Genomic DNA, 16,806 nt, shown 5'->3' with positions numbered 1-16,806 from the left:
ATGAGCATTTTTCTTGAGAGCGAACTCAGCCCCTCCGAACGCGATGAGACGGCGCTGTTTCGCGTCATTCCGATGCCGTTGGAGAGCACGGTTTCCTATGGTGCGGGCACGCAGGCAGGCCCCGCCGCCATCATCGAGGCGAGCAATGAACTTGAGCGACTTTGCCTAGGGATTGTCCCCTGTTCCGAAGGAATTTTTACCGAACCAGATGTGGATTGCAGCGGCCCCTTGCCCGAAATCATGGAACGCCTAGCACAGCGCACCGAATTCGCCGTTCAGAATGGCAAAATTCCGGTCACTTTGGGAGGCGAACACTCTCTTTCCTATGGTGCGGTGATGGGGGTTGCGCGTGCGCTGAAAAAACCAGTCGGGATTATTCAGATTGATGCACATGCAGATCTGCGGATTGCCTATCAGGGGGAAAAACACTCGCACGCGTCCGTAATGCATTTGCTAAGCGAAGAGGGCATTCAACTGGCGCAATTCGGCGTTCGCGCACTGTGTGAACAGGAAGTTGAAAGTCGGGCGCGGAACAAAGTTTTCTTCGTCGATGCGGAAGAGCTTGTTACCAACAATATCCACGCGATCGACCTGCCTGAAGATTTTCCCGAGCATGTGTATATTTCCTATGACGTGGATGGTTTGGACCCGTCACAGATGCCCGCCACAGGTACCGCCGTTCCTGGGGGACTTAGTTATTACCAGTCACTACAACTGGTTGAACATGCCCTCAAAGGCCGGAAATGTGTGGGGATCGACGTGGTAGAGCTTGCTCCAAATGGCGAAATTGCTTGGGATTTTACTGCCGCCCAGATCGTGTATCGATTGATGGCTGCAGCCCTCAAATAAAAAAGGAGGGCTCCGACCCCTCGGAACCCTCCATCACCCCACGCGCTCCACTTTGCACCACACGTGTTATGTTAGGTTCCTGTCGTCCTGACGGGATAGACCAACCCTAGACCGCCCTGCCCCATGTGGCAAGTATGTTTTTAGGGATAACTGTTAAAATTCAACATGTTATAGTTCTATTAACTAAAAAGGCGCACCCGTAGATGAGAACGCCTTTTAATAATAGCTTCTGCGGATTACCCGTAGACAGCTTCTTTTCCAAAATGTTTTACCAGCAAGTAATACACAACAACGCGATATTTGGTGCGCTCGGATTTACCGTAGGTTTCGATGACGGATTGAATGGCCTCCATCAATTTCGGACCTTCAGCGAGCGAGAGCTTTTTGATGAGGAAATTGTTTTTTACCGTTTCAAGTTCGGAGTCCTGAGAGCCTGCAACAGTTGATGCGTCGGCGTTGTAGATTGCCGGACCACATCCGATGGTCACTTTTGTCAAAAGATCCATATCGGGCGTTACCCCACATTTATTTTTCAAGTCGTCCGCGTATTTCGCAATTAGATCGTCCCGTTTTCCCACAGTCAAACTCCATAAATTTCTGGGCAGCACCCGTTAAAATGAACCTTTTCCGGCCCTACGACACGGTAGCCAAGTCGGGGATAATCACAAAGAAAAAATTTCACCAATTGGACGAGAACGCAAAAAGGCGCCCCAATTTGCGTGGGGCGCCTTAAAATACTGATGAATTATACCGCGACAGCTGTTTTAGTAGCGGTAATGCTCGGGTTTGAACGGCCCATCAACGCTGACGCCAATATAGGCTGCCTGCTCCGGAGCCAATTTCGAGAGCTTCACACCGATGCGATCAAGGTGAAGACGCGCAACTTTCTCGTCCAGATGTTTCGGCAGAATATACACGTCGTTTTTATAGTCGTCTCCCTTCGTCCAAAGCTCGATTTGCGCCAGAACTTGGTTAGTGAAACTTGCGGACATCACAAAGGAAGGGTGACCCGTCGCGTTTCCAAGGTTAAGCAAACGTCCCTCGGAAAGAAGGATCAAACGCGCGCCAGACGGCATTTCGATCATATCCACTTGGTCTTTGATATTGGTCCATTTGTGGTTTTTGAGCGCCGCAACTTGGATTTCATTGTCAAAGTGGCCGATGTTGCCAACGATCGCCATGTCTTTCATTTCACGCATGTGCTCGATGCGGATAATGTCTTTGTTGCCTGTTGTGGTCACAAAAATATCGGCCGTCGAAACGACATCTTCGAGAAGGACAACTTCATAGCCATCCATCGCCGCTTGCAACGCACAAATAGGGTCGATTTCAGTAACTTTGACGCGTGCGCCCGCGCCCGAAAGGGAAGCTGAACAGCCTTTGCCAACGTCGCCATAGCCACAAACAACCGCCACTTTGCCGGCCATCATTGTGTCTGTTGCGCGGCGAATACCGTCAACGAGGCTCTCTTTACAGCCGTATTTGTTGTCGAATTTCGACTTGGTGACGGAGTCATTCACGTTAATCGCGGGGAACGGCAAGTGGCCAGTTTTCACCAAGTCATAGAGGCGGTGAACGCCGGTTGTTGTTTCCTCGGAAACACCTTGGATCGCATCACGTTGCTTTGTGAACCAACCGGGCGAAGCGGCAAGACGTTTTCTGATTTGTGCGAAAAACGCCACTTCTTCGTCGCTTGTTGGGACATCGAGAAGGTTGGTTTCGCCAGCTTCGACGCGCGCACCCAGAAGGATGTACATGGTTGCGTCGCCGCCATCGTCGAGAATGAGGTTACATGTGCCGCCGTCAAAATCAAAAATTTTGTCCGCGTAATCCCAATATTCTTCCAGCGTTTCGCCTTTGATTGCGAAAACGGGTGTACCACCAGCGGCGATCGCTGCGGCAGCGTGGTCTTGAGTTGAGAAAATATTGCACGACGCCCAGCGCACATCGGCACCCAAGGCCACCAAAGTTTCGATCAAAACCGCTGTTTGGATCGTCATGTGAAGCGAACCGGCAATGCGCGCGCCTTTGAGCGGTTTGCTCTCGCCATACTCAGTGCGCAGCGCCATCAAGCCAGGCATTTCGGTTTCTGCGATGTCCAATTCCTTGCGGCCATATTCTGCAAGGGCAATGTCTTTGATGATATAGTCGTTCGCCATGGGGCTGATTCCTCATAAATTTAGTTGAACGCCAGATACCACCACAATCGCGTCTAAGCAACAGAGGCCCAACAAACCCGCGTGATCCAGCACGGCTCAAAACCGAGCATCTTTACTTTTGGCAGGTCGGGGTCTAGCCATAACAAGATTGAGCGCGTGTAAAACAGAGGCAAAACAATGGCAAATCAACCCCGCGCGTGGCAACGCATGCTTTCTGGTCGTCGGCTGGACTTGCTCGACCCAACGCCGATGGATATCGAAATCATTGATATTGCGCATGGCCTTGCGTTTGTTGCACGTTGGAATGGTCAAACCAAAGGCGATTTCGCTTATTCTGTGGCGGAACACTCCCTGCTGGTCGAACGTTTGTTTTGCCGCATTGTGCCAAACGCTCCTGCAAGATGGAAGCTGGCCGCGCTTTTGCATGACGCGCCAGAGTACGTCATTGGCGATATGATTTCCCCCGTAAAATCCGCGGTTGGAACGGGTTACGAAGCCTTGGACACGCGACTTACTGCGGCGATTCATCTTCGGTTTGGCCTGCCCGCGTCGATCCCTGTATCGGTTAAGAAACAGATTAAAAAGGCAGATAAAATCTCGGCCTGGATGGAAGCGACCCAGATTGCTGGCTTCTCAGAACGCGAGGCAGACAAACTCTTTGGCAAACCAGACGCCGCAGTTTTAGAAGGGCTAGCGATTGAATTGCGTTCACCGCTCCTCGCACGCAATGATTTCACCGCGCGTCACGAAGAGCTTCTTGCCGAAATATAGAGCCTAACGCGGCGATCTTTTCGCCAAAATGCGTTGAAGCGTGCGCCGGTGCATGCTCAAGCGCCGCGCGGTTTCGCTCACATTTCGGTCGCATAATTCGTACACGCGCTGGATGTGCTCCCAACGCACCCGATCCGCAGACATTGGATTTTCTGGCGGCGGGGGAAGCGCATCTTTTTTTGCTAACAGCGCTCCAAGAATGTCATTGGCATCTGCAGGCTTTGACAAATAATCCGTCGCCCCGATTTTAACCGCAGCAACGGCCGTCGCAATGGCGCCGTACCCCGTTAAAACAACGATCTTCGCATCTGGCCGCTTTTCGCGTAGCAATTCGACAACGTCGAGGCCGTTGCCATCTTCAAGGCGCAGATCAATCACCGCATAGGCGGGTGGCCGCGCCGTGGCGATCGCGCGCCCAGCGGCCACTGAACCAGCCATTTCAACCACAAACCCGCGTTTTTCCATTGCGCGCGCAAGACGACGCAAAAACGGTTCGTCGTCATCAAGGAGCATGAGAGATTTGTCTTCGCCGATGTCCTGCAATTCACGATCTTTCATTTAAGCGCCCTAATTTTATCTCTGCCCCCCTGTTCTATGCAGAACCGCAAGGCAGGTCAAATATCGTTAAACCTGAATGGATGGAAAATCAGGAGTTTTCGACAAAACACGCGACTCGATTGGCCATTTCCTCTGGTGTATCATCGCGATTGAAATACTCCACGACCCCGTGTTCGGGCAGATAGAGATAGGTGAAGGTCGAGTGATCGACGAGATAATATTCGTCATCGCCCTCGTTCTTTTTGTAATAGGTTTTATAGGCCCGCGACGCCGCTTTTACGTCCTCTTCGGTCCCTGTGAGGCCAATCATACGATCATGCATCACGTCGGTATATTCGGCCAAAACCTCTGGCGTGTCGCGCGCGGGATCAATTGAAATAAAGATCGGAGTGGTCTCGATACCAACTTCATCCAGCAAATCCACCGCTGCCGCATTGCGCGCAGAATCCAGCGGACATACGTCGGGACAGAACGTATAGCCGAAGTAGATAATCGACGGTTTGGTCAAAACGTCAGTGTCGGAAACGCGGGTGCCCGTTTCGTCAATAAGCGAGAACGGCCCGCCAATGGAGGACGTACCACCGGCAATTTTGTTCACACTGCATTGCTCAAACTCGGATTCGCCCGAACTCATTTTCAGATAGGCGGTTGAGCCCAGTAAAATAGCGGCAACACCAACTGCGGCAAATGCGAAAATCCGACCCATTGTTCAATCCTTTTTGGTTTCGCCGCTTGATCGCTGTGTTTACCATGACAATCAACTGTGCAACTTGCCGCACAACATGGGGTGCCAATGATCGAAACACAATCGCTCTTCATCAATCAATCCGCGCGCAGCGATTGGATTCGGCTGCGCACGCTGATTGTCCTGCGCTGGGTTGCGATTGCGGGGCAAATAATTGCAATTTCGGTTGCACGGAGCCAGTTCGACATCCAGCTCGATTTGGGCCTTTGTTACTTAGTGATTGCGGCCTCGGTTATCGCAAATTTAATTGCAATTTTCGTCTACCCAGAGAACAAACGCCTCAGCGAGGGGCAAGCCGTCTTGATGTTGCTCTTCGATATTTCGCAACTCATGCTACTGATTTATTTAACCGGTGGGCTGCACAATCCCTTCGCGCTTCTAATTCTCGTTCCAGTCACAATTTCGGCAACGGTTTTAACCCTCCACTCCACAATTCTTCTGGGCACGGTTGCTTTGTGCCTCACTACCCTTGTCGCTCTGCGGAGCACCCCCCTTCAAAACAGCGCGGGTCGCATTTTTCAGGCCGATCCCTTCCTTCTGTTTGGGTTTTGGCTGTCTATCGTCATCGGCACAGTATTTCTCGCCATGTATGCGCGGCGGGTGACCAGCGAGATTCACTCCATGTCCGAAGCACTTTTGGCGACGCAAATGGCACTGGCTCGCGAGCAGAAATTGACTGATCTCGGGGGGGTTGTGGCTGCAGCAGCGCACGAATTGGGCACCCCTCTCGCGACAATAAAACTCGCGGCCTCCGAGATGCTAGACGACCTTGAGGACGGCTCTGACCTTATGGCCGACGCCTTGCTCATCGGCGAGCAAACAGACCGATGCCGCGAGATTTTGCGTTCCATGGGGCGGGCAGGAAAAGACGACCTCCATATGCGTACTGCGCCATTTGAGGCCGTGGTGCGCGAAGCGGCAGAGCCTCACACGAAACGCGGTCGTGACATTCATTTCAACATCGGCCCTGCCCCAAGTGGTCTGCGCGAACACCCCGAAATTCATCGAAGTCCAGAGATTATTCACGGCTTGAGGAACCTCGTTCAGAATGCGGTGGATTTTTCACAGGCAAATGTTTGGATTGATCTCGCATGGACGAACAACCGCATCCAAATTCGAATTGCGGACGATGGCCCCGGTTTTCCGCCGCATTTGATTGGCCGTATTGGGGAGCCTTTTGTCAGACGCCGCGATGCAGGGGTGAAACCGCGCCGCCCGGGTTATGAGGGGATGGGACTCGGACTTTTTATAGCGAAAACACTTCTTGAGCGCACGGGGGCCGAACTAATTTTTGCCAACGGATCGGACCCCTTTTTAACCGAGCAAGAGCGGCCCCTTAAGTGTGGTGCCGTGATCCAAGTTGTCTGGCCTCTCGATGTTCTTGTTGCGTCTGCGGAGGCAACGCGTGGGCGTCTTGGTGAAAACAGTCTTTTTGTACCAAAAGCATAGCCATAGACTCCTTTTTTAAGAAACCTTAATAAGGCGTTAACCTTTCCGGAGCGAATATCCTCCCGTACCCATCAAATGGAATGATTCCTTGTCTGTGCTCTCTTCAGAAACCCTTTTACTGGTGGCGCTCTCTTCATTTTTCGCCGCGGCATGTGGTGTATTCGGTGTGGGTTACTTTTCCGGTCGTGGAAACAAACAATCACATCGGGCACTCCTTCAAGGGGCGGAAAACTCCTTGGTTTTTCTCTTCGACGACGAAAAATTGGTCGATGCCACGACGCGCGCCCGCGCCTTGTTAAATTCCCGCCCGCAAGGGTCATCAGAATGGCGCCAATTTTGCGTTCTCGCCCAGACCCGCTTCCCGGATTTGCCCCTCGAAATGGCAGAGCTGGCGAGTGAGGGTTCCCTCACAATCCAAGCGAGCGATCCCGCCGACTTTGCCGAAATCCGAGCTGAATGGTGGAACGGTGTGGCCCGAATTGAGCTGGTCGAAGACGCAACCGCAAGCACTGAAACGGTAGTTGACCCTCACAGTATGAATGCCATGAAGCGAGAGTTGGAGACTTTGCGTGGGACGGCCGAAATGTCCCCGTATTACGTCTGGCAGCAGACAGTCGACGGCTTGATTACATGGGCTAATTCGAGTTACTTCACCCTGTCGCAAGAATTTGATGGCAGTGCAGAGAAGCCCGTTCAAACATGGCCGCCCTCGCGTCTCTTCCAATCTGTCTCACTCGCCCAAGGCTCGCCCGAAGGACGGGCACATCGTGTTTCAGTGAAATTCCCCGAAGAGACAAATGGTCGTTGGTATGAAGTTTTCAGCACAACTATTGGCGACGAGTCATTGCATTTTGCAACGAGTGCCGACGGGGTTGTTCGCGCCGAAACCGCTTTGCGGGATTTCGTTCAAACGCTGACAAAAACGTTTGCTCACCTCCCGACCGGATTGGCCATTTTCGATAAAAAACGTCAACTCGCGCTCTTTAACCCTGCCCTCACCGACCTCACGGGCCTTCAGCCTATGTTTTTATCCCTTCGTCCAACGCTGGTTAGTTTTTTGGATAAATTACGCGAAGGGCAAGTGATCCCCGAACCTAAGAACTACAAAGGCTGGCGCGCTCAAATTTCCGCACTTGAGGCCGCAGCAGTCGATGGCACCTACTCTGAGACTTGGACGCTCCCGTCGGGCCAAACATATCGCGTAACGGGCCGCCCTCATCCGGATGGGGCTGTCGCGTTTCTTTTTGAGGATATTTCCGCAGAAGTGTCTCTCACACGGCGGTTTAGGCGGGAACTCGAGATCGGACAGGCCGTTCTCGACAGCTTCCGCGAGGCGATTGCAGTTTTTGCATCTGACGGAATGCTCACGATGTCAAACTCTACCTATACATCCCTTTGGGGTGTCGACCCAGGAACCACTCTCGGCGAAATGAGTGTGGTTGACGCAATGGCGCACTGGCGCGCCAAATGTGAGGACAGCCCATTGTGGTCGTCCATTCAAAGCTACATCGCAACAAATGGATCTCGCGAAGAAAAGAGCTTCAAACTTCGCTTGTTGGAAGGCGGTAATTTGACTTGCCGACTTGCCCCAGTCGCTGGTGGAGGAACCCTTATCGCATTTGCGGTAATAAGCAGCCCTGCACTTACCCCTTTGGAACCCATCGAACCCAAAGCTCTCGACACGGAGGAGGTCCCACACGCGGATAGAGCTTCAAAACCAAAGGAGCCACTTCTTTTCAAAATCGAAGCATGATCTCCCTTGCGGTTGGATGTGGCTGCGTTAAATTCGCTACATGTTACCGTTTTCACATCAAATTTCACTTTCCTCTCCTGAGGAGACAGAAGCGCTCGCCAACCGTCTAGCGCCGCATCTTACGTCTGGGGACACAATTCTTCTTGAAGGGCCTATCGGGTCCGGGAAAAGCCTATTCAGTCGATCCCTCATTCTGTCAATTCTAACCCATCCCGAAGACATTCCTTCGCCAACCTTTACACTTGTTCAGGTTTATGATGGGCCTAAGTTTCAGATCTGGCACTGTGATTTGTATCGCCTAGCCCATCCCGACGAGGCATGGGAACTTGGTCTAGAAGAGGCATTCGACGCCTCGCTTTGTTTGATAGAATGGCCAGATAGGCTCGCGGGGCAAGAACCCAAAGACGCCCTGCACATCACTTTTGTTCCCGAAAACGATGAAGTTCGTCTTCTGAAATTTCAATCTCATTCGGCGCGTTGGAACATTTTGACAGAGGTTTTGAATGCCTGATCGCTTTGCACAACTCCTCTTTAGCCCAAGTGGTGTGACCGTAACGCCTCTCGCGGGTGATGCATCCGGTCGCAGATATGCGCGCTGGCGCCACCCTGCATTTGGCAGCATGATCCACATGGACGCCCGCAATGATCGTCCTGACGGCGTTGCGGACTTTATCAAAATTGATATTCACTTGCGAAGCCTCGGCCTCTCTGCACCAGTTATTTTGGCGCAATCTGAGGAAGAGTTACTCCTTGAAGACCTCGGCGACGAGCTCTTTGCCAATATTTTATTGCAAAAGCCAAAGATGGAGACCGACCTTTACATTGGCGCTGCAAACCTTCTCCTCGAAATTCAGACAGCGCCGACGCCAAAAAATCTACCAACGCTTGATCCAGCAACCATGGCAAGGGCCATTGCTCCGGCTTTTGATGCCTATCTCTTGGGCGCAACCGGAAAGGAAAATCCGAGTGCTCAAAGCGCGATATCCCTCGAATTGGAGCGCGTATTGGTTAGGTCTAATTCAAAAGAAACCAAGCTTTTGTTGCGTGATTTCCACGCAGAAAACCTGCTCTGGCTTCCAGATCGCTTTGGTGTTGCCCGCGTTGGTGTTTTGGATTTTCAGGACGCACACGTGGGACACTCGTGCTATGATCTCGCATCATTGTTGGAAGACGCGCGCCGCGATGTTAGCGAGACGACTCGCAAATTCGTTCTCGACCACTTTCTCGACCATTCAAAGCTTGATCCAGATATTTTCCTTGAGGGATTTTGTGCTCAAGCCGCGCAAAGGAACCTTCGTATTTTGGGTGTTCTGGCGCATCTGTCACTTAACAAAGGAAAGCGGCGATATCTAGAGTTTTTACCCCGTGTCTGGGGCCATTTGATGCGTGATCTAGAGCACCCTAACCTTACCAATTTGAAGGCGATCCTCATGGATACCTTGCCGCCGCCATCGCCCGAGGTGCTTTGCCGTCTGGAGGGTCCAGATGCCTAAATCGATCATGATTTTCACGGCTGGCAAGGGCACACGCATGTTGCCCCTTTCCGAAACCCTTCCAAAACCGATGATTTTGGTGAACGGCAAACCACTCGCCGACTATGCTTTTGCACTCGCGCAGGATGAAAACCTTCAAACCGTGATGAACCTTCATTACCTTCCAGACAGTATCGTCCAACATTTCGGACCAAAAGGCGTTCAGTTCTCGAACGAAAAATCCCAACTTCTTGAGACAGGTGGGGGCCTGCGCAAAGCCCTTCCAATTTTACAGAACGCCCCCGTTTTTACCCTTAATTCTGACGCCATTTGGTCCGGCCCCAACCCGCTGACCCTGTTGCGAAAGACTTGGAATCCTACCCAAATGGACGCGTTATTGATGCTCGTTCCCTTAACTCAATCCTTTGGGCACCACGGAAGTGGAGATTTTTCGTCCGATCAAAATGGGCACCTAACGCGCGGTGGCCCCCTTCTTTATACGGGCGCACAGATCATCAAAACCGACCGCCTTGCGGAAATTTCAGAAACCGCATTTTCACTAAACCTATATTGGAATCTTCTCATGCAAAGCGGCCGCGTTTTTGGCGTTACTTATTCAGGGAAATGGTGTGACGTCGGGCAACCCTCGAGTGTGCCTATCGCCGAATCTCTCCTGAAACGTGCCCACGATGTTTAAGCCGAACATCTATGGCATCGCCCCTGGATGTGATTTCCCGGCGGTACTGGTTCATGGCCTTCTGGACCGATATCGCGACAAGCCTCCAGAAGAACTGGCGCGCGTCCAGTTAGTCGTCAATACCGAGCGGATGAAGCGGCGGGTTGTCAGCCTTTTTGCTGCTCAAGGTGCAATTCTATGTCCAAAAATCGGCCTCGTTACGGACCTCGCGTTTGGGGCCGCGGCGGGTATAGAAAAGGCGGTTTCGCCCCTGAGAAGGCGGCTCGAACTCACCCAACTCATCGCCCAACTCCTTGATCAGCAACCAGACCTTGCCGCGCGCGATGCTCTCTATGACCTTGCTGACAGTTTGGCGACTTTGATGGATGAAATGCATGGCGAAGGCGTGGAACCCTGCCGCATTTCGTCCCTTGATGTGTCTGATCAATCGGGGCATTGGGCGCGTTCCCTTGAATTTATTGGTATCGTTGACCGGTATTTCGACAACACCACCGAACCACTGGACAAAGAAGCGCGCCAACGCCTCGTTATCGAAGCGCTTATTTCTTCATGGCAAGATAATCCGCCCAAAAACCCAATTATTCTTGCGGGTTCAACGGGATCGCGCGGGGCAACCCATAAGTTAATGCGCGCGATTGCGGAGCTTCCCAACGGGGCGGTTGTGCTTCCGGGGTTTGATTTTGACATGCCCGCCGAGGTTTGGTCCGGGCTCGATGACGCCCTAACAGCCGAGGATCATCCGCAATATCGGTTCCACCATTTGTTGCAGTCGTTTGAAGTGACCAGCGACAGTGTTTCACAGTGGAGCCTAACACCTGCTCCAAGCCCAGAACGCAATGCACTCATTTCGCTGGCTCTGCGTCCCGCCCCCGTAACCGACCAGTGGATGTCCGAAGGCAAACATCTACCAAGCCTCGCGTCAGCCTGCGAAAACGTCACTTTGGTCGAGGCCTCCTCGTCTCGCGAGGAGGCGGGAGCTATAGCGCTTAGGTTAAGAGAAGCTGTTGATAAAGGCCAGAAAGCGGCTCTAATAACGCCTGATCGTGTGTTGACGCGACAAGTGACCGCCGCCCTTTCGCAGTGGAAAATTGAACCCGACGATAGCGCGGGCACGCCACTTGCTCTTTCCGCTCCCGGTCGGTTTTTACGCCATATTTCCGCGCTAATGGGGCAGAAATTGACATCAGAGGCTCTCCTCACCTTGCTAAAACACCCGCTGACAAACACGGGAAGTGGGCAACGGGGCGCGCACCTCAAGTTGACACGCGAACTTGAACTCAAGCTGCGCAGATTTGGCCCGCCCCACCCGCACGCGGATGACCTACAACTATGGGCCTCCACGCTGAAGGGCGACGAAAACGCGAGCCTCTGGGCCGAGTGGATCATAGGTTGTTTATTTGAACTTTCGAGTGTTGGGACGCGGAGTCTTTCGGAGCAATTGGATTTTCATCTGGCGATCGCCGAAAGGCTCGCAAACGGCCCCGCCCCACAGCATCAAAGCCAGTTGTGGTTGAAAAAAGCTGGTGAAAGCGCGCACCAAACCGTTGAAACATTGAAGTCTGAAGCGGGCTATGGCGGCGATTTTGCGCCCAGAGATTACGTCGACCTATTTCGATCTGTTTTGGACAAAGAAGTGGTTCGCGATCCGATTCAACCCCATCCAAACATTATGATTTGGGGAACACTTGAGGCCCGCGTTCAGGGCGCCGATCTGGTTATCCTCGCCGGATTGAACGAGGGTGTTTGGCCGGAAACGCCGAAACCCGATCCATGGCTGAACCGGAAAATGCGCGCCGATGCAGGTCTATTGTTGCCTGAACGGCGGATCGGGCTCTCGGCGCATGATTTCCAACAGGCCGTTTGTGCGCCAGAGGTGTGGATTACGCGGTCTATTCGCAGTTCAGAAAGTGAGACGGTTCCGTCGCGCTGGGTGAATAGATTGGTGAACCTATTGGATGGTTTGCCAAAAACTGGTGGCAAAGAAGCCCTTGATCAAATGCGACGTCGTGGGAATACCTATTTGGCCCTCTTCAAAGCACTTGAGACACCAGAAAAACGGATTGAAAGCGCTAAGCGGCCCTGCCCGCAACCACCAGTCCATGCGCGGCCCAAAAAGCTTTCCGTAACCCAGATCAAGACACTTATTCGCGACCCCTATGCCGTTTACGCGCGCCATGTGTTGCGACTCAAACCGCTGGATCCCCTGCGACAAGTTGCGAGTGCGCCACTGCGCGGAACGGTTCTGCATAGTATTTTCGAGGCAGTCGTGCGCGACATCCCCCTATCCAAACTGAATACCGCCTCCCTTATGGCGGTGGCCGACAAAATCCTGGAAGCTGAGGTTCCTTGGCCCGCAGCGCAACGTATATGGCGCGGGAAATTGGGTCGCTTGGCCGAGTGGTTTGTCGCAACGGAGCACGATAGGCAAAGCAAAGCCACGCCAACTTATTTTGAAAAACGAGGCGAATTGAGGCTGGATAGGCTCGATTTCACGCTTTCTGGAATCGCCGATCGCATCGATGTTGCTCCCGATGGGCGCGCCGTGATCTACGACTATAAAACGACGCCGCCCACTGCAAAAGTGGAACATCTCTTCGACAAACAGCTCTTGCTTGAGGCGACAATGCTTGAACGCGGTGCCTTCCTTGGCGTTGCGGAAAACAGTGTTCAACGCGCGAGTTACATTGGCATCGGCTCATCCCCTGAAGAACGCGACGCGAAACTCGAGGAAACTTCTACGACCGACATTTGGGCGGAGCTGCACACATTGATTGAAAGCTATTTCGCACCCGACCAAGGTTATACCTCGCGTCGCGCTACGAGTGTCGTGGCCCACTACGGCGATTACGACCATCTTGCGCGTTTTGGCGAGTGGGAAGAAAGCGACGCCCCCAACCGTGAGGTGGTATCATGATGCGCCGCGATCAAGCCTCAGAACGCCAAGTCCAAGCGGCCAGCCCCAAAGATTCAACGTGGCTCTCGGCGAACGCAGGGTCGGGGAAAACCCGTGTGCTGACGGATCGCGTTGCGCGCTTATTGCTCGATAAAGTTCTTCCCCAACATATTCTGTGCTTAACTTATACAAAGGCTGCTGCCAGCGAAATGCAGAACCGTTTGTTTGCCCGTTTGGGCAGTTGGGCCATGTTAGAGACGGACGAGCTAAAGGCCGACCTCAAAAAACTTGGGTTCGAGGGGCAAGTCGGCGACGCTGAACTGAAAGAGGCCCGCCGCCTTTTTGCCCGTGCAATCGAGGCTCCCGGTGGATTGAAAATTCAAACAATCCACTCGTTTTGCGCTTCACTGCTGCGCCGTTTCCCTCTTGAGGCAGGCGTTTCGCCCCAGTTTGTCGAAATGGATGATCGGGCAGGCAACCTTCTGCGGGAGGAAGTAGTCGATGAAATGGTACTTGCCGGTGACCAATGGACCGTTGATGGCGTCGCTGCATTACTCACGGATCAAGATTTGACCAAGTTCACTGCTGAAATCTCTAAATACGCCGCAAATTTTCCAACCAGTCCGGATGCAGATGATATTTGGGCGCGATTTGAATTGACCGAAGGGTTTTCGCTGCTCGACCTCGAAGAACGCACGTTTTTGCCCGACGACGGTGCCCTCCTAGAAAGCCTAATGCCCTATTTGGAGGCGGGATCATCTAACGACCACAGAACTCACGCACACCTTCGCGGACTCAACTTTTCGACTCTATCAATTTCCGACCTTGCAATACTCGAAGGCACTTTCTTGACTGGTCAAAAGACAAAGGAACCGTTTACCGCAAAGATTGGTGCCGTTCCAACCAAGCCAGTTCAGAAGCAATTCAGTGACAGCATGGATCGGCTGAATAACTTCATGATGCGCATTGAAGATGCACGCGACACTAAAAACAGGCTCTATGCCGCGCGAAAAACCCTCGCACTGCAGGAATTTTCCGCCGCATTTTTACCCCGATATCAGGCAAAGAAACTCTGGAGGGGTTGGTTGGATTTTGACGATCTCATTCTAAAAGCACGCGATCTTTTGACCGATCCCTTAGTCGCGCAATGGGTCTTGTATCGTTTGGACGGCGGAATTGACCACATTTTGGTGGATGAGGCCCAAGACACCAGCCCCGCGCAATGGAGCGTTATTGAAAACCTTGCCCAAGAATTCACCAGCGGTGCAGGCGCGCGTTCAGACCAAACGCGTACAATTTTCGTGGTTGGCGACAAAAAACAGTCAATTTATTCGTTCCAAGGTGCCGATCCGTCCGAATTTGACCGCATGCAAAAGCACTTCGCCGCGCGTTTGACCCAAATTGGCGTGGGCCTCCAGAGTTTGCAATTGGAACACTCCTTTCGGTCTTCCAGTTCCGTTCTTTCTGTTGTGGACCACAGTTTTTCGGCGCGCCAAGGGCACGGCGTGGGTGGCGAAATGACCCATATCGCCTTTAAGGACGCGATGCCGGGCCGCGTAGATCACTGGCCGATCATTGAGAGTGTTTCGGACGAGGATGATCGCCATTGGGCCGACCCCGTTGATCGTCTTTCTCAAAATCACCACAATGTTCAACTCGCGCGGATGATCGCGGGTGAAATTCGCCGGATGATCGATGAAAACGTCACTATTCCGCAAGAAATTGGCATTTCAGGAACCTATGCGCAACGCCCTGTTACCGAGGGCGATTTCCTCATTTTAGTGCAGGGTCGGAGCGGTATTTTTCCGGAAATCATCCAAGCCTGTAAGGCTGAAAAGCTGGCAATTGCGGGGGCGGACAGGTTTCGGATTGGCGCAAGCCTTGCCGTGAAGGACATCACCGCGCTTCTATCCTTCCTTGCCACGTCCGAGGATGACCTCTCGCTCGCCGCGATTTTGCGCTCGCCGCTCTTTGGTTGGAGCGAACAAGATTTGTATGACCTAGCTCAGAAACGGACGCAAAAGTATCTCTGGCGCGCGCTTCAGGAACGTAAAAAGGAATTCCCCGAAACCGTCTCTATCCTCGAAGACCTCCGCGATTCAGCCGATTTTCTTCGCCCCTATGAACTAATTGAACGCTGCTTGACGGATCATAAAGGCCGCATAAATCTGGTTGCCCGCCTTGGGGCAGAAGCCGAGGATGGCATTGATGCCCTTTTAAGTCAGGCGTTGAGTTTTGAGCAGATGGAAATCCCGAGTCTTACGGGTTTCCTCACGTGGCTTCAATCTGAAGAGGTTGAAATCAAACGGCAAATGGACAGTGCAAGCGACCAGATCAGGGTGATGACTGTGCACGGGGCGAAGGGGCTTGAGGCACCAATCGTTATCCTTCCAGACACACATGCACGCGCAAATGTTGTGAAATCTGAGCTTATACCGCTTGAGGATGGGTTGGTGACGTGGAAAATGCGGGCCACCGAAATGCCGCCCAATATGGCCGATGCCATCGACACGAAGAAGGAACTTCAAGCGCAAGAAAAAATGCGCCTTTTGTATGTGGCGATGACGCGGGCCGAAAAATGGCTCATCACCTGCGGCGCTGGCAAGCTGAACAAAGACGGCCTCGCGTGGCACCAATTGATCGAAGAAGGCATGAAGCAAGCGGGCGCGGTGACGCATACGTTTCCGTCAGGGTTAGGACTTCGATATCAGAGCCTATCTTGGGACGATCTGCCGCAATTGCCATCTAAACAAGCTTCGGAAATGCACTCTCCAATCAAGCCTAACTGGGCAATTACTCCCGCACCCGCGCCCATAAAAAATGTCAAACCGCTTTCGCCATCAGACCTAGGTGGCGCAAAGGCGCTCGCAGGCCCAAGCGGGCTGAGTGAGGATGAAGCCAAGGAACGGGGCACGTTGATTCACCTCTTGTTGGAGTACCTTCCTGAGGTTTCAGAGGATGAGTGGCCCGCACGGGCGGAAATTTTGGTTGGTGAGATGTTTACTGAGTTACTGCCTGAGGCCGTGCAATGCTTGAAACACACTGATTTGGCGTTTCTATTCTCGGGCAACGCTCTTTCGGAGGTGAATATATTTGCCACCCTACCCGAATTGGCAAAGGGCAATTATACGACGGCGGAGATCTCGGGCTCGGTCGACAGACTGGTGATTGATGAAACTGAAATACACGTGATCGATTTCAAATCCAACGCCGTCGTTCCCGCATCGGCTGATGACGTGCCCGAGGGATTGATGCGCCAAATGGGCGCCTACTGTTCCGCCCTAAGCCAGATTTATCCGAACCACACACTCCGACCCGCGATTTTATGGACTAAAACCGCGACCCTCATGCCGCTCAGTCACGCGAGTGTGACAGATGCCCTTGCGCGTGTGAACATGCCTTGACGATGCCGCGCCGCGTACCTAGGTTTGAGACCTAACAAATTTCCTCTAGGAGAGAG

Annotated in this window: 13 protein-coding genes; 9 read left to right on the top strand and 4 right to left on the bottom strand. The window is 52.8% G+C overall.

Features of this window, described 5'->3' with window-relative positions:
• Complete coding sequence (gene speB, locus AB9F26_RS13125) at positions 1-849, top strand: agmatinase (protein ID WP_369768226.1); 849 nt, start codon at positions 1-3, stop codon at positions 847-849.
• Positions 850-1,085: 236 nt separating this feature from the next.
• Here speB and AB9F26_RS13120 read toward each other — a convergent pair whose 3' ends face one another.
• Both AB9F26_RS13120 and ahcY read right to left on the bottom strand, forming a co-directional pair.
• Positions 1,086-1,427, bottom strand: coding sequence for a DUF2853 family protein (locus tag AB9F26_RS13120; protein ID WP_335583953.1), 342 nt, complete (start codon positions 1,425-1,427; stop codon positions 1,086-1,088).
• A gap of 186 nt (positions 1,428-1,613) precedes the next feature.
• Positions 1,614-3,008 (bottom strand): adenosylhomocysteinase, encoded by a 1,395-nt coding sequence (gene ahcY, locus AB9F26_RS13115; protein WP_335583952.1) that lies wholly within the window; start codon positions 3,006-3,008, stop codon positions 1,614-1,616.
• 177 nt (positions 3,009-3,185) lie between these two features.
• On the opposite strand from ahcY, the gene AB9F26_RS13110 reads away from it, so the two are divergent.
• Positions 3,186-3,779: an HD family hydrolase gene (locus AB9F26_RS13110; RefSeq protein WP_335583951.1), complete on the top strand. Its 594-nt coding sequence runs from the start codon at positions 3,186-3,188 to the stop codon at positions 3,777-3,779.
• Between the two features lie 3 nt (positions 3,780-3,782).
• Here the strand turns inward: AB9F26_RS13110 and AB9F26_RS13105 are convergent, their stop codons facing one another.
• Both AB9F26_RS13105 and AB9F26_RS13100 read right to left on the bottom strand, forming a co-directional pair.
• Positions 3,783-4,337 (bottom strand): ActR/PrrA/RegA family redox response regulator transcription factor, encoded by a 555-nt coding sequence (locus AB9F26_RS13105; protein ID WP_039002900.1) that lies wholly within the window; start codon positions 4,335-4,337, stop codon positions 3,783-3,785.
• 88 nt (positions 4,338-4,425) lie between these two features.
• Positions 4,426-5,043, bottom strand: a complete 618-nt coding sequence (locus tag AB9F26_RS13100) for an SCO family protein (protein WP_369768225.1) — start codon at positions 5,041-5,043, stop codon at positions 4,426-4,428.
• A gap of 87 nt (positions 5,044-5,130) precedes the next feature.
• Here AB9F26_RS13100 and regB point away from each other — a divergent pair, with 87 nt between their 5' ends.
• The 7 genes from regB to addA all read left to right on the top strand — a co-directional run bounded on the left by regB (position 5,131) and on the right by addA (position 16,750).
• Entirely contained in the window at positions 5,131-6,531 is a 1,401-nt protein-coding gene (gene regB / locus AB9F26_RS13095; protein ID WP_335583949.1) for a sensor histidine kinase RegB, read from the top strand.
• A 235-nt stretch (positions 6,532-6,766) separates the two neighbouring features.
• Entirely contained in the window at positions 6,767-8,284 is a 1,518-nt protein-coding gene (locus AB9F26_RS13090) for a PAS-domain containing protein (RefSeq protein ID WP_369768224.1), read from the top strand.
• A 40-nt stretch (positions 8,285-8,324) separates the two neighbouring features.
• The gene (tsaE, locus tag AB9F26_RS13085; RefSeq protein WP_335583947.1) at positions 8,325-8,795 is read left to right on the top strand and encodes a tRNA (adenosine(37)-N6)-threonylcarbamoyltransferase complex ATPase subunit type 1 TsaE; all 471 of its coding nucleotides are present in this window, start codon (positions 8,325-8,327) and stop codon (positions 8,793-8,795) included.
• On the top strand, positions 8,788-9,777 hold the full coding sequence (locus tag AB9F26_RS13080) for a phosphotransferase (protein ID WP_335583946.1): 990 nt from the start codon (positions 8,788-8,790) through the stop codon (positions 9,775-9,777). The genes tsaE and AB9F26_RS13080 overlap by 8 nt, the downstream gene beginning before the upstream one ends.
• Positions 9,770-10,453 (top strand): nucleotidyltransferase family protein, encoded by a 684-nt coding sequence (locus AB9F26_RS13075; RefSeq protein WP_335583945.1) that lies wholly within the window; start codon positions 9,770-9,772, stop codon positions 10,451-10,453. Before AB9F26_RS13080 ends, AB9F26_RS13075 begins: the two co-directional genes overlap by 8 nt.
• Entirely contained in the window at positions 10,446-13,367 is a 2,922-nt protein-coding gene (gene addB, locus AB9F26_RS13070) for a double-strand break repair protein AddB (RefSeq protein ID WP_369768223.1), read from the top strand. The genes AB9F26_RS13075 and addB overlap by 8 nt, the downstream gene beginning before the upstream one ends.
• A complete protein-coding gene (addA, locus tag AB9F26_RS13065; RefSeq protein ID WP_369768222.1) occupies positions 13,364-16,750 on the top strand; it encodes a double-strand break repair helicase AddA in 3,387 nt (1,128 codons plus the stop codon). The genes addB and addA overlap by 4 nt, the downstream gene beginning before the upstream one ends.
• Positions 16,751-16,806 lie beyond the last annotated feature (56 nt).

It is taken from the genome of Falsihalocynthiibacter sp. BN13B15 (assembly GCF_041205415.1).
Classification (GTDB): Bacteria; Pseudomonadota; Alphaproteobacteria; order Rhodobacterales; family Rhodobacteraceae; genus Falsihalocynthiibacter; species Falsihalocynthiibacter arcticus.
Note: the sequence above shows the minus strand (reverse complement) of the source record. Positions and strands in the feature narration are given on the sequence as shown.

What these genes read in the sequence shown, in the direction of transcription:
- speB (WP_369768226.1), top strand. Translation starts at nt 1, where the DNA reads ATGAGCATTTTTCTTGAGAGCGAACTCAGCCCCTCCGAACGCGATGAG.
- ahcY (WP_335583952.1), bottom strand. Translation starts at nt 3,008, where the DNA reads ATGGCGAACGACTATATCATCAAAGACATTGCCCTTGCAGAATATGGC.
- AB9F26_RS13110 (WP_335583951.1), top strand. Translation starts at nt 3,186, where the DNA reads ATGGCAAATCAACCCCGCGCGTGGCAACGCATGCTTTCTGGTCGTCGG.
- AB9F26_RS13105 (WP_039002900.1), bottom strand. Translation starts at nt 4,337, where the DNA reads ATGAAAGATCGTGAATTGCAGGACATCGGCGAAGACAAATCTCTCATG.
- AB9F26_RS13100 (WP_369768225.1), bottom strand. Translation starts at nt 5,043, where the DNA reads ATGGGTCGGATTTTCGCATTTGCCGCAGTTGGTGTTGCCGCTATTTTA.
- regB (WP_335583949.1), top strand. Translation starts at nt 5,131, where the DNA reads ATGATCGAAACACAATCGCTCTTCATCAATCAATCCGCGCGCAGCGAT.
- tsaE (WP_335583947.1), top strand. Translation starts at nt 8,325, where the DNA reads ATGTTACCGTTTTCACATCAAATTTCACTTTCCTCTCCTGAGGAGACA.
- AB9F26_RS13080 (WP_335583946.1), top strand. Translation starts at nt 8,788, where the DNA reads ATGCCTGATCGCTTTGCACAACTCCTCTTTAGCCCAAGTGGTGTGACC.
- AB9F26_RS13075 (WP_335583945.1), top strand. Translation starts at nt 9,770, where the DNA reads ATGCCTAAATCGATCATGATTTTCACGGCTGGCAAGGGCACACGCATG.
- addB (WP_369768223.1), top strand. Translation starts at nt 10,446, where the DNA reads ATGTTTAAGCCGAACATCTATGGCATCGCCCCTGGATGTGATTTCCCG.
- addA (WP_369768222.1), top strand. Translation starts at nt 13,364, where the DNA reads ATGATGCGCCGCGATCAAGCCTCAGAACGCCAAGTCCAAGCGGCCAGC.